At 69.4% G+C, this 19,444-nt stretch carries 21 protein-coding genes and 1 tRNA gene; 12 read left to right on the top strand and 10 right to left on the bottom strand.

What is annotated here, in order from left to right:
- Positions 1–59 precede the first annotated feature (59 nt).
- Positions 60–1,154 carry an archaeosine biosynthesis radical SAM protein RaSEA gene (locus tag HPS36_RS13260; protein WP_173230508.1) on the top strand — a complete coding sequence of 365 codons (1,095 nt, stop codon included), beginning with the start codon at positions 60–62 and terminating at the stop codon, positions 1,152–1,154.
- Between the two features lie 245 nt (positions 1,155–1,399).
- Entirely contained in the window at positions 1,400–1,603 is a 204-nt protein-coding gene (locus tag HPS36_RS13255) for a hypothetical protein (protein ID WP_137716168.1), read from the top strand.
- Positions 1,604–1,662: 59 nt separating this feature from the next.
- Here HPS36_RS13255 and HPS36_RS13250 read toward each other — a convergent pair whose 3' ends face one another.
- A complete protein-coding gene (locus tag HPS36_RS13250) occupies positions 1,663–2,403 on the bottom strand; it encodes a 5-formyltetrahydrofolate cyclo-ligase (protein ID WP_173230507.1) in 741 nt (246 codons plus the stop codon).
- Between the two features lie 124 nt (positions 2,404–2,527).
- On the bottom strand, positions 2,528–4,153 hold the full coding sequence (locus tag HPS36_RS13245) for a Na+/H+ antiporter NhaC family protein (protein WP_173230506.1): 1,626 nt from the start codon (positions 4,151–4,153) through the stop codon (positions 2,528–2,530).
- Between the two features lie 409 nt (positions 4,154–4,562).
- Between HPS36_RS13245 and engB the strand changes: the two genes are divergently transcribed.
- Positions 4,563–5,183, top strand: a complete 621-nt coding sequence (gene engB / locus HPS36_RS13240) for a GTP-binding protein EngB (RefSeq protein ID WP_173230505.1) — start codon at positions 4,563–4,565, stop codon at positions 5,181–5,183.
- Positions 5,184–5,682: 499 nt separating this feature from the next.
- On the opposite strand, the gene HPS36_RS13235 is transcribed toward engB, so the two are convergent.
- Positions 5,683–6,729: an enolase-like domain-containing protein gene (locus tag HPS36_RS13235; RefSeq protein ID WP_173230504.1), complete on the bottom strand. Its 1,047-nt coding sequence runs from the start codon at positions 6,727–6,729 to the stop codon at positions 5,683–5,685.
- A gap of 60 nt (positions 6,730–6,789) precedes the next feature.
- Positions 6,790–7,506 carry a DUF1405 domain-containing protein gene (locus HPS36_RS13230; protein ID WP_173230503.1) on the bottom strand — a complete coding sequence of 239 codons (717 nt, stop codon included), beginning with the start codon at positions 7,504–7,506 and terminating at the stop codon, positions 6,790–6,792.
- Between the two features lie 141 nt (positions 7,507–7,647).
- On the opposite strand from HPS36_RS13230, the gene HPS36_RS13225 reads away from it, so the two are divergent.
- From HPS36_RS13225 to HPS36_RS17085, 3 genes are all read left to right on the top strand, one after another.
- On the top strand, positions 7,648–8,259 hold the full coding sequence (locus tag HPS36_RS13225) for an FxsA family protein (protein WP_173230502.1): 612 nt from the start codon (positions 7,648–7,650) through the stop codon (positions 8,257–8,259).
- A 103-nt stretch (positions 8,260–8,362) separates the two neighbouring features.
- Positions 8,363–8,436, top strand: a tRNA-Ile gene (locus HPS36_RS13220).
- A 194-nt stretch (positions 8,437–8,630) separates the two neighbouring features.
- On the top strand, positions 8,631–8,753 hold the full coding sequence (locus tag HPS36_RS17085; protein WP_449405251.1) for a DUF7563 family protein: 123 nt from the start codon (positions 8,631–8,633) through the stop codon (positions 8,751–8,753).
- A gap of 378 nt (positions 8,754–9,131) precedes the next feature.
- Here HPS36_RS17085 and HPS36_RS13215 read toward each other — a convergent pair whose 3' ends face one another.
- Positions 9,132–9,557 (bottom strand): type IV pilin, encoded by a 426-nt coding sequence (locus HPS36_RS13215; protein WP_173230501.1) that lies wholly within the window; start codon positions 9,555–9,557, stop codon positions 9,132–9,134.
- Positions 9,558–9,921: 364 nt separating this feature from the next.
- Here HPS36_RS13215 and HPS36_RS13210 point away from each other — a divergent pair, with 364 nt between their 5' ends.
- From HPS36_RS13210 to HPS36_RS13190, 5 genes are all read left to right on the top strand, one after another.
- A complete protein-coding gene (locus HPS36_RS13210) occupies positions 9,922–11,106 on the top strand; it encodes a threonine synthase (RefSeq protein ID WP_173230500.1) in 1,185 nt (394 codons plus the stop codon).
- Positions 11,107–11,372: 266 nt separating this feature from the next.
- The gene (locus tag HPS36_RS13205) at positions 11,373–11,735 is read left to right on the top strand and encodes a hypothetical protein (protein WP_173230499.1); all 363 of its coding nucleotides are present in this window, start codon (positions 11,373–11,375) and stop codon (positions 11,733–11,735) included.
- Positions 11,736–11,809: 74 nt separating this feature from the next.
- Positions 11,810–12,808, top strand: a complete 999-nt coding sequence (gene dhaK / locus HPS36_RS13200; RefSeq protein WP_173230498.1) for a dihydroxyacetone kinase subunit DhaK — start codon at positions 11,810–11,812, stop codon at positions 12,806–12,808.
- Entirely contained in the window at positions 12,805–13,524 is a 720-nt protein-coding gene (gene dhaL / locus HPS36_RS13195) for a dihydroxyacetone kinase subunit DhaL (protein ID WP_173230497.1), read from the top strand. The genes dhaK and dhaL overlap by 4 nt, the downstream gene beginning before the upstream one ends.
- Entirely contained in the window at positions 13,524–13,955 is a 432-nt protein-coding gene (locus HPS36_RS13190; RefSeq protein WP_173230496.1) for a PTS sugar transporter subunit IIA domain-containing protein, read from the top strand. The genes dhaL and HPS36_RS13190 overlap by 1 nt, the downstream gene beginning before the upstream one ends.
- 30 nt (positions 13,956–13,985) lie before the next feature.
- On the opposite strand, the gene ptsP is transcribed toward HPS36_RS13190, so the two are convergent.
- The 4 genes from ptsP to HPS36_RS13170 form a co-directional block, all read right to left on the bottom strand.
- Positions 13,986–15,698 carry a phosphoenolpyruvate--protein phosphotransferase gene (gene ptsP, locus HPS36_RS13185; RefSeq protein ID WP_173230495.1) on the bottom strand — a complete coding sequence of 571 codons (1,713 nt, stop codon included), beginning with the start codon at positions 15,696–15,698 and terminating at the stop codon, positions 13,986–13,988.
- Complete coding sequence (locus HPS36_RS13180) at positions 15,695–16,012, bottom strand: HPr family phosphocarrier protein (RefSeq protein WP_173230494.1); 318 nt, start codon at positions 16,010–16,012, stop codon at positions 15,695–15,697. Before HPS36_RS13180 ends, ptsP begins: the two co-directional genes overlap by 4 nt.
- A gap of 69 nt (positions 16,013–16,081) precedes the next feature.
- Positions 16,082–17,284 (bottom strand): redox-regulated ATPase YchF, encoded by a 1,203-nt coding sequence (locus HPS36_RS13175; protein ID WP_173230493.1) that lies wholly within the window; start codon positions 17,282–17,284, stop codon positions 16,082–16,084.
- Positions 17,285–17,430: 146 nt separating this feature from the next.
- Positions 17,431–17,688 (bottom strand): DUF5789 family protein, encoded by a 258-nt coding sequence (locus HPS36_RS13170; protein WP_173230492.1) that lies wholly within the window; start codon positions 17,686–17,688, stop codon positions 17,431–17,433.
- Between the two features lie 124 nt (positions 17,689–17,812).
- Between HPS36_RS13170 and HPS36_RS13165 the strand changes: the two genes are divergently transcribed.
- Positions 17,813–18,349, top strand: a complete 537-nt coding sequence (locus tag HPS36_RS13165) for a universal stress protein (RefSeq protein ID WP_173230491.1) — start codon at positions 17,813–17,815, stop codon at positions 18,347–18,349.
- A 28-nt stretch (positions 18,350–18,377) separates the two neighbouring features.
- Here the strand turns inward: HPS36_RS13165 and HPS36_RS13160 are convergent, their stop codons facing one another.
- Positions 18,378–19,367, bottom strand: coding sequence for a biotin--[acetyl-CoA-carboxylase] ligase (locus HPS36_RS13160; RefSeq protein ID WP_173230490.1), 990 nt, complete (start codon positions 19,365–19,367; stop codon positions 18,378–18,380).
- Positions 19,368–19,444 lie beyond the last annotated feature (77 nt).

Here is a 19,444-nt window from a genome sequence, read left to right as displayed (position 1 = left end):
GGCGCGACGTGGCCCGCGATGACGACACCGCTTTACGCGCGCGACCGCTTCTCCCGGCAATGAGCCAGCCGAGCCCCGACGCGTACGAGCAGGGGCGCGGGATGGACGCGCACAACGCCGTGATGCGCGACATCCGCGCCGAGCGCTCGGAGACGTACGACCCGACGGAGCCGACCCGCGTGTGGATCGACGAGGACAACACGCCCGACGGCGTGGTGAACTCCCTCACGATCATCCTGAACACCGGCGGCTGCCGGTGGGCCCGCGCCGGCGGCTGTACGATGTGCGGCTACGTCGCCGAGTCGGTGGAGGGCGGCAGCGTCGCCCACGAGGACCTGATGACCCAGATCGACGCCTGCCTCGACCACGAGGCCGAGGAGGCCGAGGAGCCGGCGGAGCTGATCAAGATCTACACCTCCGGCTCCTTCCTCGACGAGCGCGAGGTGCCGGCCGAGACCCGCGGAGCCATCGCCGAGACGTTCGCGGACCGTGACCGGATCGTCGTCGAGTCGCTGCCGGACTTCGTCGAGCGCGAAAAGATCGCCGACTTCGCGGACCACGGCATCGCGACCGACGTGGCGGTCGGCCTGGAGACCGCGACCGACCGCGTCCGCCACGACTGCGTGAACAAGTACTTCGACTTCGCCGACTTCGAGGCCGCCTGCGCCGAGGCGGCCGCGGCCGACGACGAGTTCGACGCCGACGTGGGGATCAAGGCGTACCTCCTCATGAAGCCGCCCTTCCTCGCGGAGCCCGAGGCGGCCGCCGACATGATCGACTCGATCCGGCGGTGCGCCGACGTGGACGGCTGTCACACCGTCTCGATGAACCCGACGAACGTCCAGCGCTACACGATGGTCGACGAACTGTTCTTCGAGGGCGGCTACCGGCCGCCGTGGCTCTGGTCGGTCGCGCACGTGCTCGAAGCGACCGCGGACGTCGACGCCATCGTCGTCTCCGACCCGGTCGGCCACGGCTCCGAGCGCGGCGCGCACAACTGCGGCGAGTGCGACGACCGCGTCCAGACCGCGATCAAGGACTTCGACAAGCGGCAGGATCCGAGCGTCTTCGAGCAGGTGTCCTGTGAGTGCGAGGCCACGTGGGAGTACGTGATGGCCGAGGAGACGAGCTACAACATGCCCTTGGCGCGATAGCCTTCGACGGAAACGCGGTCCGGGGCGAGGCGTACCCCCGAGGCGTACCTCCGAGGCGTACCTCCGAGGCGGGCGACGAAACGCCCCGGAACGATGATGACAGTCGCCGATCAGTTATTTTCTAATCGGTGAAATGAACGATCTATTATCTCTGAAAGTGCGTGACAGTCACGTTTGTCACTCCCGATCATACTGAACGATCAGGTCGAACAAGACCCTTATATCTCCGGGTCTTACCGGACACCATGAACGCAGACGCCAGCGGTTCCCCGCCCTCCCGCGGGAAGTCGGTCCTCTTCTGTCCGGAGTGTCGCTTCGAGAGTCCCCTGTCAGAGGGGTGGCTCGTCGTCAGCGACGGCGACGAGCGCACGATCGTCTGTCCGGAGTGCGGCCACGTGGCCGACCACCGGGCGGAGCGGGCCGCGCCGACGCCGCAGCACGCGGACTGAGGGCATCCCACGCGCGGACCGAACCCCGTAGTTCTTCTTCCGATCGCGATTTTCTCTCGTCAGGGCGCTCGATCGGCGAGGACGGGAATCTCGGACAGCCGCTCCGCGTCGAGCGCGTCCCAGTCGATGCCGTCCGGGCGCGCGTACGGCGTGTCGGTCCGGACCGTCCGCTCGGGCGTCACGACGAGGTCGAGCGGTACGTCGTGCGCGTCGGGTTTCGGGAGGTCGGCATCCGGGCCCACGGCCGACTCGGGGCCGTCGAGCACGGAGCACTCGTGAACGGTCGTCGCCACCGTCGTGTCGGCGTCGGCCGCGCCGAGTTCGCGGAGGACCGCCCACTCCAAGTCGCTGTACCCCTCGCCCTTGCCGATCCGAGCGCCGTCGGCGGTGACGCCGACGGAGCCGGCGACGATCAGGTCGACGTGCGCGACGGCCTCGGGCGCGGTCGGCGTCCCGTACTCGCCGATCCCGGAGACGGTGGTCGCGTCGTCGATCTCCGCCGGCGGGATCTCGGCGGGGTCGAGCCGGAGGAACGGGTCCGGGTCGCGGAGCCGGGGCTGCGCGACGTAGACGGTCTTGCCGGCGCAGAGCGCGGCTCGGCGGACCGGGAGCTGCGGCGCGTCGGGGTTGGCCTTCAGCGTCGCGGCCGCCTCCCACACCTCGGTTTCCGCGAGCCGCTCAGCCGCGGCGTCGGCGCCGGCGAAGTTCGGGATCCGGTCGTGCGGCGGGAACGGGAAGCGCGCGTGGTCGCCTGCGTCGAAGGCGTCCCACACCGCCTCGCGGACGGCCTGTTTGTCCATGCCCGAAGGACGCTCGGCCGCGACAAGTAAGCCCCGAACGCCGACCGAACTGTCGGTACCGACGACCGGGGTCGGGTCCGTCGGACCGGGAGGCGGGGAGCGCCCAGCCCTGGCGGAGCGGGGGTCAGTCGTCGTCGGCGGGCGACCGGTTGCCGGCCCGAACCGTGCGGGTCGCCGCCACGCCCTTCCGGTTCGCGTCGAACTCGGAGAGCACGTACACCAGGCCAGCGAGCGTCACCACGCCGATCGGGAGCAGCACCAGCGGCGTGATCCGGGTTGCGCCCCACACCGTCAGCAGCACCGCGGCCACGATCAGCACCGTCGTGGCGTAGTAGATCTGGGTGCGGACGTGATCGATGTGGTCGGCGCCGGTGAACGTCGACGAGAGGATCGTCGTGTCAGAGATGGGCGAGCAGTGGTCGCCGAAGATGGCACCGCTGAACACGGTCCCGATCGCGACGGGGAGCAGCGCCGGCGTCGCGCCGCCGACGCTCCACGCCAGCGGGACCGCGATCGGGGTGACTATCGCCATCGTCCCCCACGAAGTGCCGGTCGAGAACGCGATGAACGCGGACGCCAGTAACACGACGACCGGGAGCAGCGTGGGCGAGACGAACTCCTCCGCGATGTTGGTGACGAAGACGCCGGTGCCCAGCGCGGTGGTGACGGTCCCGATCGTCCAAGCCATCACGAGGATCGTGAGCGCGGTCAGCATCATTCCGAAGCCGTCGATCACGGTCTCCATCGCCTCGTCGAGGTCGGCGACCCCGCTCGCGATGCCGATGACGAGCGCGACGGCCACCATCATGAACGTCCCCCAGAGGAGCGCGTCGACGAACGCGGCGTTGCCGGCGATCTCGAACGGCCCCGCGCCGGGCTCTGACGCCTCGAGTCCGGTGTAGAACCCGCCGCCGACCACAGTCACCATCAGGGTGAGGGTCGGGAGCACGAAGTACCGGAGCTGCGGCGAGTCGGTCAGCACGTCGCCGAGGCTGTCCTCGGCGCTTTGCATCGGGATGGCCCCGTCGCGCAGGACCTTCCCCTCCGTCGCCGAGCGGTGTTCGGCGTCGAGCATCTCGCCAAAGTCCCGCTTGGAAAAGACGATTATCCCGACCATCACGACCGCTAACAGGCAGTACATGTTGAACGGGACGCTCTGGAGGAACAGCGCGAAGGCGCTGGGGACCTGACCGGCGTCGACGGAGACGCCCGCCGCCTCGTAGCCGTCGCGGATCATGCTCAGCTGGTACGCGACCCAGCTCGAGATACCGAACGTCGCGACCGGCGCGGCGGTCGAGTCGATCATGTACGCGAGCTTCTCCCGAGAGATGCTCACCTCGTCGGATATCTCCCGCATCGTGGTGCCGACGATCGCCGTGTTCGAGTAGTCGTCGAAGAACCAGATCATGCCGAAGATCCACGTCGCCGCGCCGACCTTCCGTTGGGAGTCGAGCCTGGAGGTCACCGCGTTCGCGAGGGCGTTCGCCCCGCCGAGCCGCCAGATGAGCGCGACGCCGGCCCCGAGGAACAGCACGATCAGCATGATCTTCGCGTTGAACGTGCTCTCGCCGATCGAGGAGACGAGCCAGTCCAGCGTCTGGACCACGCCGTGGTTCGTCGTGTAGATCGCGGCCCCGGACCAGATCCCTAAGAACAGCGAGAGGACCGGTTTCCGCGTCACCATCGCGAGCACGATCGCTAACAGCGGCGGCACGAGGGAGACGGCGCCGAACGTCTCGGCTCCCGTCATACGCCTCCCCCCGACCGATCCCGGCCTGACGAGGGGGACGAGCGGCCCACCGCGGACGACCGGAATCCTCGTCGCACGCGCTCGGAGGCGCCGGTACAGGCGTTCACCGGATTCGTCGAACCGATGCGACGGTCACGAGCCCTCGTTTGGAACACCATGTTACACACACTCACACTGGCCAAAGGTATATAAAACCCATGGTAGTTTCATATTTCGTACTGTAAGTTTTCGAAATATGGACATTCAATCCCCGTTCCGACTGTTTCGCTTCTCGAACGACGAGACGGCCGCGGGCGTGTCTCCCGAAAGACGATTCCTCTCGGGCCGGCGGCGCCCGTTCGCTCTCAGTCGCGACGCGTCAGAGACCGACGACGCGCCTTTTAACCCGTTCAGGCGCGCATCGTCGGGTATGTTCGAAGACCGGCCGGACCGCGACGCCGAGGTCGTCCTCGTTGGGCGCTCGAACGTCGGCAAGTCCACGCTGATGCGCGAGCTGACGGGCCACGACTTCTCGACCGGCGGCAAGCCGGGCGTCACCCGCCAGCCGAACCACTTCGACTGGGCCAGCGAGAGCTTCATGTTCACGGACCTCCCCGGCTTCGGCTTCATGTCCGGCGTGGAGGAGGAACACCGCGAGCAGATCAAGACGGACATCGTCCGCTACCTGGAGGACAACGCCGACTCGATCCTCGCGGGGGTCGTCGTGATGGACGGCAAGGCGGCGGTCGACATCATCGACCGGCACGCCGAGCGCGGGAACGTCCCCCACGACGTGGAGATGTACGGCTTCCTGGAGGACGTGGGCGTCGAGCCCATCGTCGCCGTCAACAAGACCGACAAGATCGACGACCTCGACGAGCGGCTCGACGAGATCTGCGACCGGCTCGGGCTGTTCCCGCCGTGGCAGCAGTGGTCCGACCGCGTGGCGCCCATCTGCGCGAAGCGCGGCGACATCGAGGCGTTAGAGGAGTGCCTCCGGACGCGTTTCCACGACCACAACCGCGACGACCTGCTGAAGTTCGTCTCTTAAGTAGTGGTGTGGTGCGGCGGGATCGGTTGCTCCGTGGGTTCGGCCGTTTATTTATAAGCGAACGTGTGCGAGTCAACGTCGGAGAGCGCCACAATCCCAGTTACTTGTTTATAAATGGCTGCTGACGGACTGACGACGTACACCGCCAAAGCCCTAGCTTCTCGGCCGTACGTGGGTGACGCCCAATCAACGGTGGACACCGCCAAAGCCCCAGCCGCGAGGACTCGGTGCGCTCGCTGCGCTCCTCGTTCGTTCGCTCCGCTCACTCACTCCGGTGCTTACGTCACGCGCCGTCGTCCTCGCGGCTGCCCCTTTGAGTCCCGCCCCGCACAGCGCCTCACACCTCCCCAGCCTCGTCAGCCGCCCTCGCTTCGCTTCGGGCGACTGACTCCCTCGCGCGTGCTCCTCGCGGCCGCCAACGGCGGCCACTCGGAGGCACGCGCCACCGCAGAGCCATTTGTGAATAGTTGACCCAGTAACCGATTGGAATCCCGTCGTTTCAGAACTCGAAGCCGACCGCGTCGTCGCTCGGTCGGAGCGGGCTCTTCGGATACGGCGGCTCGGCGTCGGGGTCGTTGTAGGCCCGCGGCGCCACGTCGTTCGGGGCGTCGGGGTAACACAGCGCGGCGAGCGTCTGGATCGCGGTGCGGCCGCTCGCGAGTTCGAACTGCCCGCCGCCGTACGGCTGGATCCCCTCCTCCTCGCAGTAGGCGATCGTCTCGAACAGCGATTCGAGCGTGCCGAACCGAGAGGGCTTAATGTTACACCAGCCGGGCTCGACCGGGAGGGATTCGAGGCTCTCGACGCCGTCGATCGGGTAGTCGAACGAGAGCCGGTCCGCCTGCGGCTGGACGAGCGCGCTCGTCGCGGGCGTGAACGCCGGATCCTCCACGACCGCGGCCGGGAACGCCGCGAACACGTCGCGGTACAGCTCCGGGTCGGGCTCGACGTCCACCTCCGTCCCCTTGTACCACCCCTTCAGGTCGAGGACGCGCACGGCGTCGGTCTCGCGCAGCGTCTCGAAGGCCGCCTCCGGCCACTCCGGTGTGGGGTCGAGCTTGAACTCTAACTCCGGGTCTCGGGCGAGCAGCGCCTCCACGCGGTCGGTCGACGGCGGGTCGCCGAGCCGCGTCGAGACGACGAAGCGGACCGGTTCGGGGTCCACGCCGAGGCGTTCGCCGAGCGACTCCCCGCGCTGTCGGAGGGCCAAGTCGAGCGCCGCGCTCTCGACCGCCCACCGGCGGTAGTTGCGGGACGTCTCGTTTGCGGGCTCGTGGCCGTGGAAGAGGTCGATCTCGTCGAGCCGGTCCGACAGCTCGTCGATGGTCCACTCGCCCTCGATGTCGATCGGGTCGGTGCCGGCGAGGGCGTCGTGGTCGGCCGTCTCGTAGGTCACGTCCTCTCCCCTGCCGACGACGCCGTCGCCCGCGAGCCGGTACTCCGTCGTCGTCCGCTCGAAGCCGCTCGTCGTGTTCGCCGCGTGGCGTCGCCGCGAGACCGACTCGATCGTGACCGTCAGGTCCGCGATCCGCTCGTAGTGGCTCATACCCTGGTGGAGGTCGGCCGTCCACTTAAATCGGTGAGCGCGGGCGGGCTCGACGCTCTCCTACTGCGACGACGACCCGGCGTCGCTTTCGCGGCCTCGCAGCGTCGCGATCCGCGTTCCGAGCGTCCAGAACAGCGGGATCACGGTGAGAGCGACCGCGCCGGCGGCCGCGACCTGGAGGACGGTCGTCGTGAACCACGGCGCGCTGTCGGCGTACGGCAGCGAGGTGTGGGTCACCTCGCCGATCACGGGCACGAAGTAGTCCATCAACAGGTCGACGGTGTACCACGCGGTCGCGACCGCGACCGCCTTCAGCGGGAAGTCGGTGATCCGGTGGAGGACGAACGCCTGGACCACCATCGCGAGGTGGCTGAAGAACAGGAAGGCGTACAGCGCCGGGCCGTTGACCGCGAGGAACTCCGGCCAGAAGACGACGAGGACGTACGGGGTCCACAGGCCGAGCTTGACGTTCCCGAAGAACGCCAGCGCGGCGAGCGTGTCGCTTGACCGGCCGAGCGCCCACGCGCCGAGCGCGAGCGCGATGAGCAGCGTCGCGCCGGGGCTGTCCGGGATGAATAGCCACATCTCGGTCGGGAGGGCCCGGAACTGAAACCGGTAGTACCAGAAGCCGAACGCGGTGCCGACGAGGTTGATGGCGACGATGACCCACGCGAACCGGAAGGCGACGTCCTCCAGCCGTTTCGGGAGCGGCGCGACCCACCGCGGGAGCGACTCGCGGTCCGGCGGGTCGCGGCCGAGCGCGCCGACGATGTCCATACCGCCGGCTCGGACCGGGCGGGCAAAGCCGTGGCGGTCGCGGCGGACGCGATCGACTCGGACCGCGAGCGGGCCGCGAGCCCCCGACGGACCCCGCCCGCGACGAAAAGGGCTATGGGCGCCCGGCGGGAAGGCGGGGGTATGCGCCCGCGAACGCTGCTCGCGCTGCTCCTCGTCGTCCCCCTCGTGGACGCGCTGTTCCTGATCGTGGTGGCGACGCGGCTCGGGTGGCCGGTGACGGTCGCCCTAGTCGTGTTGACGGCCGTCCTCGGGATGCTCCTGCTGCGCGCCGAAGGGCGCGCGACCCTCGCGCGCCTCCAACGGAAGGTCGCGCAGGGGAAGCCGCCGACCGACGAACTGCTCGACGGCGGACTGCTCATCGCCGCGGGCGCGTTCCTGCTCACACCGGGGCTCGTTACCGACGCGGTCGGCTTCCTGCTCGCGCTCCCGCTCTCCCGGGTGCCGATCCGCGTGGCCCTGAAGAAGTACGTCGTCGTCCCGTACATCGAACGCGAGACGGACGGCTTCCTCTCGGGCAACGTCTACATCGGCGGCTTCCCCGACGACGGCGAGGGGGGCTTCACGATGGGCGGCGGATTCTCCGGCGGCGGTCCGGACGGGTTCGACGGCGGTGACGCTGGCAACGGAGATGTCGGGGCGAGCGCGGACCGCGGCGGCGCGTCGGCGGACGATGACGACGTCGTCGACGTGGATTTCACCGTCGAAGAGGAGGAGCGGACGGGAACCGACTGACGGCGCCGGCGTCGAGACGCACCGTGAAACCGCCACACGGCGGGCGGCTCCCGAAAGGAAACCCTTAAAATCCTACCCGCGCAACGACTGAATGCGCTCACCTGGGCCAATAGCTCAGTCAGGTTGAGCGCTCGGCTGATAACCGGGAGGTCCACGGTTCAAATCCGTGTTGGCCCACCTGCTTCACGGGCGGTCATTGGCCGCTCGGGATTGGTGGGCTGGGACTCCCCAGCCACCCAATTTCGTTGTCTTAGATCACCAGCAACCCGCTAGCGTGTCTTGTCTAGGCAAGAATTAAGCCGGTAGTCCTCACTGTCCCCCGATCCGCGTTAGCCGAAGTGGTGTCGGCATGATGTTGCGCCAATCTCGGGATAGCCGAAGCATGTCTTCAGTACGACGCGCACGTGGCCGCGAACTTCCGCCGCGTTTACGGCGACGAGGACGGCCGTACACACCGATGTCTCGATTGCGATTCGGGAGCACCAATCTTCTAGGAAGCGAACGTATCTGGTACACTTCCCGGTAGACGGTCTAGTGCCGACGCTGTTGGAATTCGTAAGGCAAGGTTGAGAGCTTTGTATGGGGTTCTCGGCGCACCTTGTGGTCCGGCGTAGATAGATTCATGATCCACGACAGATGTACCCGAATTGGCTCGAACGGCGAGTGGGTGTGCCAGTTCGAAAGGCGAGCGGTTCTGATGACGACCAAGCGAGGAGTGTGACGATCGACGCTGCGCTCGGTGATCTTACTTAGTCAAACAAAAATTTCCGCAGAGCTAATGTTGAGTTGGATCTAGCTGCGGCCCAGCAGTTCAAATAGATGTGCTCGGGCAGATAGAAAAAAGAATCTCGTTAGAGATGGCGGGGTTCCGATTAGGCTGAGAGGTCCGCCGTTCCCTCAAAGATCACGTTCCCGCTCGGATCGTGGATGAGTTGGACCGTCGCATCCGTATTATCCGGGAACGCGGTGTTTTCGCTGTAGGTCACCGTTACCCCGGTTTGCCAATCGCCCGAGATACTTGTGTTGGCATCATCGTACCTCGTTCCATCGATAGAGATAACGAGGTCGTCGATCGGAATCGCCTGACCACCGGTTTTGGTGATGTTAACCGCTGTGTCATTCGAACTGTCGATATCGAAACTGGCCTGCGGCGCGGTGTCACCCAACTGGTCGCCGAGTCCGAGAACGAACGTCCCGATGACCGCCGCCAGGATGACAGTAATCGCGACCATGAGGATGACGCCGATGACGGGACTCACTGCCCTGTCGTCCGCGTTGGATTGGTTGCTTGGTTTCATAGTTTGAACCCAGCGGCCACCGACGAACGAAATCTCCGGGACGTAAGCGCCGTTGACGACGCTTACTAGACCCCGTTTTCGTTCAGATCGGTTGCTGGTTACCGTAGATGAGACGGACCTGCCTTATGTACTTACTGGCACGAATATCAGGGCAGAAAATTAGATGAATAGGCTGGAAGTAGTCGATTCAGATACACGACAAACGGAATCCACGTCTAAATCGCTCCTACGGACCTACCGCGATTTCGTGTATTCGGACTCATATCGAAGGTCCACGATTGGCGTCGCATCCGCGAGTAGCCGACCGAGATCAGCGGTCGGGTCTCGTAACCAATCATTTGTACACCGCCCGTGAGAGAGGGGTATGGAGCAGTTGACGTGTTACGACTGCGGGGAGACGTACCCGTTCGGAGACGCGACCCGCTGTCGCTGCGGCGAACCACTCTGGTTCGAGACCGACGCGGCGGCGTTCGACTGGCCCGACACGGGCGACGGTTCGCTCGGCCGAGACACCCTCTGGCGGTACGAGTCAGTGCTCCCCGCGACGACGCCGACCGGGCTCGCCGCCGCCGCGGGCGGGACGCCGCTGTTCCGTGCGCCGTCGATCGAATCGACGGGCGGCCCTCGGATCCACCTCAAGGTGGAGGGCGTCAATCCGACGGGGAGCTTCAAGGACCGCGGCACGGCCGTCGGTATCAGTCGGATCGACGGGCCGGTCGGGACGGTGTCGCACGGCAACATGGCGCTGAGCGTCGCCGCCCACGCCGCCGCGGCTGACCGGGAGGCGGTCATCCTCGTGGCCGAGGACACCCCCGACTCCCGGCTCGCGATGATCGCCCAACACGACCCGCACCTGTTCCGGGTCCACGGGGAGTACGGACGGCTCTACCACGACACCCTCGAACACGACCTCGGCGCCGCGTTCCTCAACTCGGACGCCCCGCTCCGAGTGGCCGGACAGAAGACCGTCGCGTACGAGATCTGCGAGGCCTTCGCCCCCGACGCCCCGGACGCGATCGTCCTACCGGTAAGCAGCGGCGGGCAGGCGAGCGGGGTCTGGAAGGCGCTCAGGGAACTGGACGCGGCGGGGCTACTCGCGACGACGCCGCGGATCTACCTCGCGCAGGCCGCGCGCTGCGACCCGATCGCGCAGGCGTACCGGCGCGGGGCGTCGCACGTCGAGCCGGTCACCGGCGAGCCGACGGCGGCCGTCTCGATCAACAACGCAGATCCGCCGAGCGGGAACCGGGCGCTGGCCGCCGTCGCGGAGACGGACGGCGGCGTCGTCTCCGTCCCAGAGGAGGCGATGCTCGCCGAGACGGACCGCCTCGCGGCCGACGCCGGCGTCTCGGTCGAGCCGTCGTGTGCCGTGGCCACGGCCGCCGTGCGGGACCTCGCCGCGGCCGGCGAGTTCGGTCCCGACGACGACATCGCCGTGATAATGACCGGGTCGGGGTACAAGTACGGGGAGAGCGACCCCGACATCTCGTCGGTTCGGGAGGTCGACCGAGCGGACGTCCCGGGCGCTGTCCGCGACGCAGTGTCGTAACTCGTCGGGTATCGGTCTCCTCCTCGCCGGCGTCTCGTCGGTAGTGTCGGCGAGGTCCCTGCCACCTCTGAGTACGCGCGGTCGAGCAGCAGCGTTAGGTCATAGTGACCGCGACGTCGACGACGGAGAGCGCGTAACAGGCGCGAGCCGTGGATGGCCGGTGAAAGCCACGGCAGGAGGTCGGGCCCACGCCGCGGCTCTCTTTTCGGAATCCCGGAACGATCCCGACCACAGGGGTTTACACGCAGTTCTCCGTCGGCCGAGGCATGAATCCGTTCGACCGCGGGGGCAGCTGTGCGAACGGCCACTACTTCGCGTCGCCGAAGCAGGCCGGTGACGGGACGTACTACTGCCCGAAGTGTAACGTCAAGAACGTCGCGCCTGGCACGGACGGCGTCGAGGACGGCGGGCGCTGCCGGAGGGGCCACTACTTCGAAGAGCCGACACAGTTGGGCCACGGCGCGTTCGGCTGCCCGGCCTGCGAGTCGACCGACATCGAGCCGGCGACCGACCCGTTCGACGACGGCGGCGTCTGCGAGAACGGCCACGAGTTCCGCGTGCCCGACCGGACCGACGCCGGGGTCGCCCGGTGTCGCGAGTGCGGCACCCGCGAACTGGAACCCAACTGACCGCTCGACGGGGGGCACGGCGGGGCTGAGGGCCACTACGCTTATGCGAACCGAGTGAGTCGGTACCAACGATCATGAAGAAGCTGATCAACGACCCGGACGACGTCGTCGACGAGATGCTGGACGGGATGACGGCGGCGTATCCCGACCGCCTGCGACGCCTGCCGGACACGCAGGTGCTCGTCCGCGACGACGGGCCGGTCGAGGGGAAGGTAGCGCTGGTGACCGGGGGCGGCAGCGGCCACGAGCCGACCCACGCGGGATACGTCGGCGACGGCATGCTCGACGGGGCGGCCGCGGGCGACGTGTTCTCCTCGCCGACGGCGGACGAGTTCGAGGAACTGATCGGCGCCTGCGACGCTGGCGACGGCGTCCTCGCGATCATCAAGAACTACGAGGGCGACGTAATGAACTTCGAGACCGCCATCGAACTTGCGGAGATGGAGGGGATCGAGGTGGAAAGCGTCGTGGTGAACGACGACGTGGCCGTCGAGGACTCGCTGTACACCTCCGGGCGCCGCGGCGTCTGCGGGACGATCCTCGTCCACAAGGCCGCCGGCGCGAAGGCCGCGCAGGGCGCCGATCTGAGCGAGGTGAAGCGCGTCGCCGAGAAGGTGATCGACAACGTCGGCACGATGGGCACCGCGCTCACCTCCTGTGTCACCCCCGAGAAGGGCGAGCCCACCTTCGATCTTGGCGACGACGAGATCGAACTCGGCATCGGGATCCACGGCGAGCCGGGGACGGAGCGCACGGACGTGATGTCGGCCGACGAGATCACCGAGCACCTGACCGAGGCGGTCCTCGACGACCTCGACCTCGACGAGGGACAGGAAGTGCTCACGATCGTCAACGGGATGGGCGCCACCCCGCAGATGGAGCTGTTCGTCGTCAACCGCCGGCTCCAAGAGCTGCTCGGTGAGCGGGGCCTGGAGACGTACGACGCGTGGGTCGGCGACTACATGACCTCGCTGGACATGGCGGGCGCGTCGATCACGGTGTGCGCGGTCGACGACGAACTGAAGGAGCTGTTCGACGCGCCGGCCGACACCCCGGCGCTGACGAAGAAATGAGCGACGACGGGGCGGCGGTCGTCGCGGCCGTCGAGGCCGTCGCCGAGCGCATCGAAGCCGAGCGCGACCACCTCACCCAGCTGGACTCCGCCATCGGCGACGCCGACCACGGCGGAAACATGGCGCGCGGGTGGGCCGAGGCGGCCGACGCCGCGCGCGACCTCGACGACCCGGACCCGGAGACCGTCGCGAAGACAGTCGGCAAGACGCTGATGAGCGAGGTCGGCGGCGCCTCCGGGCCGCTGTTCGGCGGGTCGCTCGTGTTCGCGGCGGGCGAGCTCGACGGCGGGATCACCCCCGAAACGGCGGTCGCGTTCGCCGAGACGTACCTGGAGAAGGTCGAGGACCGCGGCGACGCGCGCGTCGGCGACCAGACGATGGTGGACGCGCTGACGCCCGCGGTCCACACGTTCAAGAAGTCGATCGAGGTCGACAACCTGCCGCCGATCGAGGCGCTCGCGAAGGCGGTCGACGCCGCCGAGCGCGGCGTCGCGTTCACCGTCCCGATCCGGGCGCGGAAGGGGCGCGCCTCCTACCTCGGCTGGCGCTCGGTCGGGCACCAAGACCCGGGCGCGACGAGCACCCTGTTCATCCTCGAAGAGCTGCTCGCGGTCGCCGCCGAGCGGCTCGGCGTCGACGTTCCAGAGACGGACGCCGCCTCGCCGACGATCCCGGACGAGGACCCCGACGACGCGGGGGGCTCGGAGGACGACTGATGGTCGGGATCGTCGTCGTCTCGCACAGCGAGCGCGCCGCCGAGGGGATCGCGGAGATCGCGGCCGAGATGGCTGGCGACACCCGGATCGAACCGGTCGGCGGCGACGGGAAGGGTGGGATCGGCACCGTCCCCGACGCGATCGAGGCGGCGATCGACGCCGCAGCCGGGGGCGAAGAGGAGGAGAGTGACGCGGATGGGGGCGAGGAAGACGAGGGCGACGCGGACGGCGTCGTCGTCCTCGTCGACCTCGGCAGCGCGGTGATGAACGCGGACGTCGCGGTCGAGCTGAGCGACGCGGAGGCGGTCATCGCGGACGCGCCGGTCCTCGAAGGCGCGGTCAACGCCGCGGTCGCGGCCACCGACCCGTCGGCCACGGTCGAGTCCGTGCGCGAGCAGGCGGAGGCAGCCCGGGACATCGAGAAGCTGTAGGAGCGGCGCCGCCCTGGTTTCCGGAGTCGGCTACGCGTCGCGCTCGCCGATCTCCAGCACGTCCAGCACCTCGCCGCGCGTCTCGCAGGCGAGCGCCTCGTTCGCGAGCGACGCCGCGGCGTCGGCGTCCACCTCGCGGACGCGCGCCTTCACCTCGGGCACCGTCACCGCGCTCATGCTGAGCTCGTCGAAGCCGAGTCCGACGAGCAGTTCCGTCAGCGCCGGGTCGCCGGCCATCTCGCCGCACATCCCGACCCAGGCGTCGCTCCCCTCGGCGGCCGCGGTCGTGCGGTCGAGCGCGCGCATCACCGCCGGGTGGAGCGGGTCGTGATAGTCGGCGACGGCGTCGTTGCCGCGGTCGGCCGCCATCACGTACCCCGCGAGGTCGTTCGTCCCGACGCTCAGGAAGTCGAGGCGCTCGGCGAGCGCGTCCGCGAGGAACGCCGCCGCGGGCGTCTCGACCATCGCCCCCAGTTCCGGGACGGCGTGGTCGACGCCCTCGGCCGCGAGGTCGTCGGCGACCGACTCGACGGCGTCGACCGCGCGCTCGACCTCCTCGACCCGCGTGACGAGCGGGAACATAACGGCGAGCCCGTCGCCGTCCTCGGTCGCCGCGGCGCGGAGCAGCGCGCGGAGCTGCGTCTCGAAGAGGTCGGCGTGCTCGTCGAGCGACAGCCGGATCCCGCGCCGCCCGAGGAACGGGTTCGGCTCCTCGGGGAGGTCGAGGTACGGAACCGGCTTGTCGCCGCCGACGTCGAGCGTCCGGACGACGACGCGGTCGTCGGGGAACGCCGACAGCGCGGTGGTCACGGCCGCGTACTGCTCGTCCTCGCTCGGCGGCGCCTCGCGGTCGACGAAGAGGAACTCGGTCCGGAACAGGCCGATCCCGTCCGCGCCGCGCTCGGCGGCCGGCGCCAGTTCGGCCTCGCCGCCAACGTTCGCGGCGACCTCGACCGACCGGCCGTCGACCGTCTCGACGCGCTCGGGGATCACCTCATGGCCCGATTCCCGCACCGATTCGCGGCGCGCCTCGTCGGGGTCGACGACGACCTCGCCGGCCTCGCCGTCGACGAGGACCGTCTCCCCGTCTCCGATCGATTCGAGGGCGTCGCCGACGCCGACGACCGCGGGGACCGCGAGCGACCGCGCGATGATCGCGGCGTGGGAGGTCCGACCGCCCTCGACGGTCGTGATCCCGGCGACAGCGTCGGGGTCGAGCGCGGCGGTGTCGCTCGGGGTGAGCCGCTCAGCCAGCAGGATCGTCCCGTCCGGGAGGGCCGCGAGATCGGTCGCGGTCGACGCCTCCCCGTCTCCGGCGAGGAGCGCGCGGAGCAGCCGGTCGCGGACGTCGCGCAGGTCGTCGGCGCGCTCGGCCATCCGCCCCTCCATGCCCTCGAACTGCGCGACGGCCTCGTCGAACCGGTCCGCGACCGCGTGTTCCGCCGGCGTCCCCTCCCGGATCGCGGCCGCGACGTCCTCGACTATCGTCGGGTCGTCGAGGAAGCCCTCGTGGGCCTCGAACACCGCGGCCTCCTTCTCGCCCACGCGCTCGGCCGTCCGGTCGCGGGCGTCGCGGAGGGCTTCCCGCGCGGCGTCGCGGGCCGCCTCGTACCGGTCCAGTTCGGCGTCGGCGTCGACGGCGTCCGGGCGGTCGGGGAGCGACAGATCGGCCTCGGGCCGGTACCAGCGCGCCGTCCCGACGCCCGCACGCGGCGTGCTTCCGACGCCGGCGAGCGTCCTCACGGGGCGTCCTCCGCGTCACCGCCGTCCGTCTCCTCCTCGTCCGCCTCCTCGACTGGACTCGTGAGCAGGTCGCAGACGGCGTCCAGCGCCGCCTCCGCGTCGGGCCCCTCGGCGACCACGCGGACCGACTCGCCGTGTTCGACGTTCAGACCGCTGACAGAGAGCATGCTGTCGGCGCGGACGAGGCCGTCGTCGCCGTCGTCGGCGCGACCGATCGACACGTCGGCGTCGAATCGGTTCGCCGTCTGTACCAGCTTCGAGGCGGGTCGCGCGTGAAGGCCGGCCTCGGGTTCGACCGTGACGGTCCGTTCCATGGGGTCCGGTTGGACCCCGGCGGGTAATAGCTGATCGGGGGCGTCGAGGGCCCGGGCAGCGCGGGGCGACTACGGCGCCGCCTGCTTCGTCGAGACCAGTTCGATCACGTCGCGGTGGGAGAGCTCGCGGTCGGCCCCGACCTGCCGGCCGCTCCGGCAGTCGGTGCCGTGGAGCAGCCCCTCGCCGATGTCGGAGTGGATGTGGTACGCGAAGTCCTCGGTCGTGGCGCCCTCGGGGAGGATGAAGCAGTCGCGGAAGACCCCCTTCTCGTCTTTGCTCCCGTTGGCGGAGCCGGGGAAGACCGCGATACAGCCCAGCACGTCGAAGACGGCCGCTTCGAGCGCGCCCTGGACGCCCGTGCCGTTGTACTCGCCGACGAACTCCGCGATCTGATCGAGCCCGGCCGCCTGCTCGCCGGAGACGTCGCCGACGACCTCGAACTCGTCCTCGCCCGGCGTGTAGTCGACGACGCCCGCCTCGTCGGCGTTCTTCAGCGCCTTCTCGGCGTGGGCGCTCGCGGGGACGAAGGAGAGGTGGTCGTAGTCGGGGTCCGAAGTGATCTCCTCCCAGTTCGCCTGCGCCTCGGGCGTGTCCATCTTGTTGGCGGCGATCACCATCGGCTTCGTCCGCTTGCGGATCTCGCGGGCCAGTTCGATCCGGTCCGTCTCGTCCCACGTCTCCGGATCGAGTTCGAGCCCCTGCGCGAGGATGGTCCGCTTCATCCGGTCTTTGTCCGTGCCGAACGCGGACATCTGCTCGGCGAGCTCCTCCTCGACGGCGGCGTCGGCGCCCTGGTACCGCGTCTCGTACTTCTCGAGGCCCTTCTCTAACACGTCGAGGTACCAGGCGTCGAGCTCCTCCTCCAAGAAGTCGATGTCCTCGCGGGGGTCGTGGCCCTCCGTCGCCTCGCCCTCGATGTCGGTCTTCCCCGAGAAGTCGACGACGTGGATCAGCACGTCGGTCTCGTTGAGGTCGGTGAGGAACTGGTTGCCGAGCCCGCGCCCCTCGTGGGCGCCCGGGACGAGCCCGGCCACGTCCACGAGCTTGACGGGGACGAACCGCGTCCCCTCGCGGCAGACGCCGACGCTCGGCGTACACGTCTCGTCGAACTCGGGGGCGGCGCAGTCGACGCGGACGTACGCCTCGCCGACGGTCGGGTCGATGGTGGTGAACGGGTACGCGCCCTCCGGCACGTCGTTCATGGTCGCGGCGTTGAAGAACGTCGACTTCCCCACCGAGGGCTTGCCGACGAGACCGATCCGGTAACTCATTACCGCCAGTCCGCGATCCGCGGTGAAAAGCGATGCGAGACGCGCCGTGGCGTGGGACGCGATGACGAGGGGCCGCGGCGTGCGAAGCGGTGAGGAGTGGCCGCGGCGTGCGAAGCGGTGAGGAGCGAGCGGCAAAGCGGGCCCCGTCAGGCGTCGCCGTCGGACTGGCCCGGTTCCCCGAGCGCCTCGATGGGGAGGACGTTCTGGAGCGCGGCGTGCGCGTCGTCGGCGCTCTCGAACGTCTCCTGGTCGACGTCGGCGAGGAGGTCGCCGAGGTCGGCGTCGCCGTCGGCGAACAGCACCGTGGTCCCGGCGAACGCTTCGGCGAGGGCGTCTCGATCCGCGGGGTACGCGTGGTCTTCGAGCGTCGGTTCGAGCCGGGAGAGGGTGATCTCGTCGGACATACCGTCCCCTCGACGGGACGGAGCATAAACGCGCGCCCCGTCGCGGCCGGGGCGGGGGCGACGGCGAGAAACCGGCAAGAACCGCAAAGGGTTATCCGTCGTCGGTGATATGAGTCATGTGAACATGCCCCTATATGACCGGATTCTGGTCCCGACCGACGGCTCCTCGGAGGGGGAGCTGGCGGTGTGCCACGCGCTCGATCTCGCCGCGGTCCACGGGGCCTCGGTCCGCGCCATCTACGTGGTCGACACCGCGCGGTACGCCGGGATGCCGATGGAGACGACCTGGGAGGGCGTCGGCGACCTGCTGTACGACGACGGGGAGGCGGCGCTCGAAACGGTCCGCGAACTGGCCGCCGACCGCGACGTGGACGTGGAGACGGCCGTCGTCGAGGGGTCGCCCAGCCGCGAGATCATCACCCACGCCGAGGAGGCGGGCTGCGACCTCGTCGTGATGGGGACCCACGGCCGCGGCGGCATCGACCGGCTGCTCCTCGGCAGCGTCGCGGAGAAGGTCGTGCGGGGCTCGTCGGTTCCGGTGTTGACGGTGCGGATCGGCGACGGCGAGGAGCCGCCGAGCGCCGCCGAGTCGGCGACGGCGGGCGAGGCGGCCGGGACCGACGCCGAGGGGCCGGTCTCGGACGCGACGGAGACCGGATAAAGAGGAGGCTCGGGCCCCGCCGCCCACCTCACTCCGCGTCGCGGAGGTGTTCGCAGTCGCCCGCGTGGACGCGCCGCCGCCCCTCGTCGGTATCGATCACGAGCGCGCCCGGCTCGGCGACGTCGACGGCGGTGCCCTCCACGACGCCGTCGGCGGCCTCGACGCGGACCCGCCGCCCGAGCGTGCTCGCCCGCTCGCGCCACGCCGGGAGGACGCCGTCGAGGGCCTCGGGCGACGCGGTGAGTTCCGCGTAGCGTTCGAGCAGCGTCGCGGCGAACCGCCGCCGGTCGACCGGGGCGCCGCGCTCGGCCGACAGCGACGTCGCGCCCGCGGGCAGCGTCTCGGGGTCGAGGTTGGCGTTGACGCCGACGCCGACGACGAGCCAGCCCACGCGGTCGGCCTCCCCCTCCATCTCCGTGAGTATCCCCGCCAGCTTCCGGCCGCCGCGGCCGGTCGGGTCCGGATCGCCCCCGCCCTCGCCGTTCCCGTCGCCCGCGACCAGCACGTCGTTCGGCCACTTGATCCGCGCGTCGACGCCGGCCTGGCGGGCGGCGTCGGTCGTCGCGACCGCGGCCGCGAGCGTGAAGAGCGGCGCCCGCGCGGTCGGCACGTCGGGGCGGGTCAGGACCGACAGCCAGACGCCGCCGCTCGGCGCCACCCACTCGCGGTCGAGGCGCCCCCGGCTCCCCGTCTGCTCGTCGGCGACCACCGCGACGTCCGCGGCGCCCTCTCCCGCGAGCTCGCGGGCCCGCTCGTTCGTCGACCCGACCCGGTCGTGGTACTCCACCGAGTAAGGAGCGTCGAGCCCGAACGCGATGCCCGCCCCGGAGTAGCCCGGGTCGTCGGGCGCGACGTAGCCGTCCGGCGTCGACTCCACCGCGAACCCCTCCTCCCGGAGCCCCTCGACCGCCTTCCAGACGGCCGCCCGGGAGACGTCGAGCGACTCGGCGAGGGCGGGCCCGGAGACCGGGCCGTCGTCCGCCGCCAGGGCGTCGAGCAGCGCGCGCCGCGTGTCCATACCCCCCGATCCGGTGGCCGCGCCGAAAGCCGTTCCGGGTCTCGAACGCCCCGTCGGGTCCCCGACGCTTTGTGTCC

Origin of the sequence: Halorubrum salinarum (assembly GCF_013267195.1) — an archaeon.
GTDB classification, from domain to species: domain Archaea; phylum Halobacteriota; class Halobacteria; order Halobacteriales; family Haloferacaceae; genus Halorubrum; species Halorubrum salinarum.
Note: the sequence above shows the minus strand (reverse complement) of the source record. Positions and strands in the feature narration are given on the sequence as shown.

What these genes read in the sequence shown, in the direction of transcription:
- HPS36_RS13260 (WP_173230508.1), top strand. Translation starts at nt 60, where the DNA reads ATGAGCCAGCCGAGCCCCGACGCGTACGAGCAGGGGCGCGGGATGGAC.
- HPS36_RS13255 (WP_137716168.1), top strand. Translation starts at nt 1,400, where the DNA reads ATGAACGCAGACGCCAGCGGTTCCCCGCCCTCCCGCGGGAAGTCGGTC.
- HPS36_RS13250 (WP_173230507.1), bottom strand. Translation starts at nt 2,403, where the DNA reads ATGGACAAACAGGCCGTCCGCGAGGCGGTGTGGGACGCCTTCGACGCA.
- HPS36_RS13245 (WP_173230506.1), bottom strand. Translation starts at nt 4,153, where the DNA reads ATGACGGGAGCCGAGACGTTCGGCGCCGTCTCCCTCGTGCCGCCGCTG.
- engB (WP_173230505.1), top strand. Translation starts at nt 4,563, where the DNA reads ATGTTCGAAGACCGGCCGGACCGCGACGCCGAGGTCGTCCTCGTTGGG.
- HPS36_RS13235 (WP_173230504.1), bottom strand. Translation starts at nt 6,729, where the DNA reads ATGAGCCACTACGAGCGGATCGCGGACCTGACGGTCACGATCGAGTCG.
- HPS36_RS13230 (WP_173230503.1), bottom strand. Translation starts at nt 7,506, where the DNA reads ATGGACATCGTCGGCGCGCTCGGCCGCGACCCGCCGGACCGCGAGTCG.
- HPS36_RS13225 (WP_173230502.1), top strand. Translation starts at nt 7,648, where the DNA reads ATGCGCCCGCGAACGCTGCTCGCGCTGCTCCTCGTCGTCCCCCTCGTG.
- HPS36_RS13215 (WP_173230501.1), bottom strand. Translation starts at nt 9,557, where the DNA reads ATGAAACCAAGCAACCAATCCAACGCGGACGACAGGGCAGTGAGTCCC.
- HPS36_RS13210 (WP_173230500.1), top strand. Translation starts at nt 9,922, where the DNA reads ATGGAGCAGTTGACGTGTTACGACTGCGGGGAGACGTACCCGTTCGGA.
- HPS36_RS13205 (WP_173230499.1), top strand. Translation starts at nt 11,373, where the DNA reads ATGAATCCGTTCGACCGCGGGGGCAGCTGTGCGAACGGCCACTACTTC.
- dhaK (WP_173230498.1), top strand. Translation starts at nt 11,810, where the DNA reads ATGAAGAAGCTGATCAACGACCCGGACGACGTCGTCGACGAGATGCTG.
- dhaL (WP_173230497.1), top strand. Translation starts at nt 12,805, where the DNA reads ATGAGCGACGACGGGGCGGCGGTCGTCGCGGCCGTCGAGGCCGTCGCC.
- HPS36_RS13190 (WP_173230496.1), top strand. Translation starts at nt 13,524, where the DNA reads ATGGTCGGGATCGTCGTCGTCTCGCACAGCGAGCGCGCCGCCGAGGGG.
- HPS36_RS13180 (WP_173230494.1), bottom strand. Translation starts at nt 16,012, where the DNA reads ATGGAACGGACCGTCACGGTCGAACCCGAGGCCGGCCTTCACGCGCGA.
- HPS36_RS13175 (WP_173230493.1), bottom strand. Translation starts at nt 17,284, where the DNA reads ATGAGTTACCGGATCGGTCTCGTCGGCAAGCCCTCGGTGGGGAAGTCG.
- HPS36_RS13170 (WP_173230492.1), bottom strand. Translation starts at nt 17,688, where the DNA reads ATGTCCGACGAGATCACCCTCTCCCGGCTCGAACCGACGCTCGAAGAC.
- HPS36_RS13165 (WP_173230491.1), top strand. Translation starts at nt 17,813, where the DNA reads ATGCCCCTATATGACCGGATTCTGGTCCCGACCGACGGCTCCTCGGAG.
- HPS36_RS13160 (WP_173230490.1), bottom strand. Translation starts at nt 19,367, where the DNA reads ATGGACACGCGGCGCGCGCTGCTCGACGCCCTGGCGGCGGACGACGGC.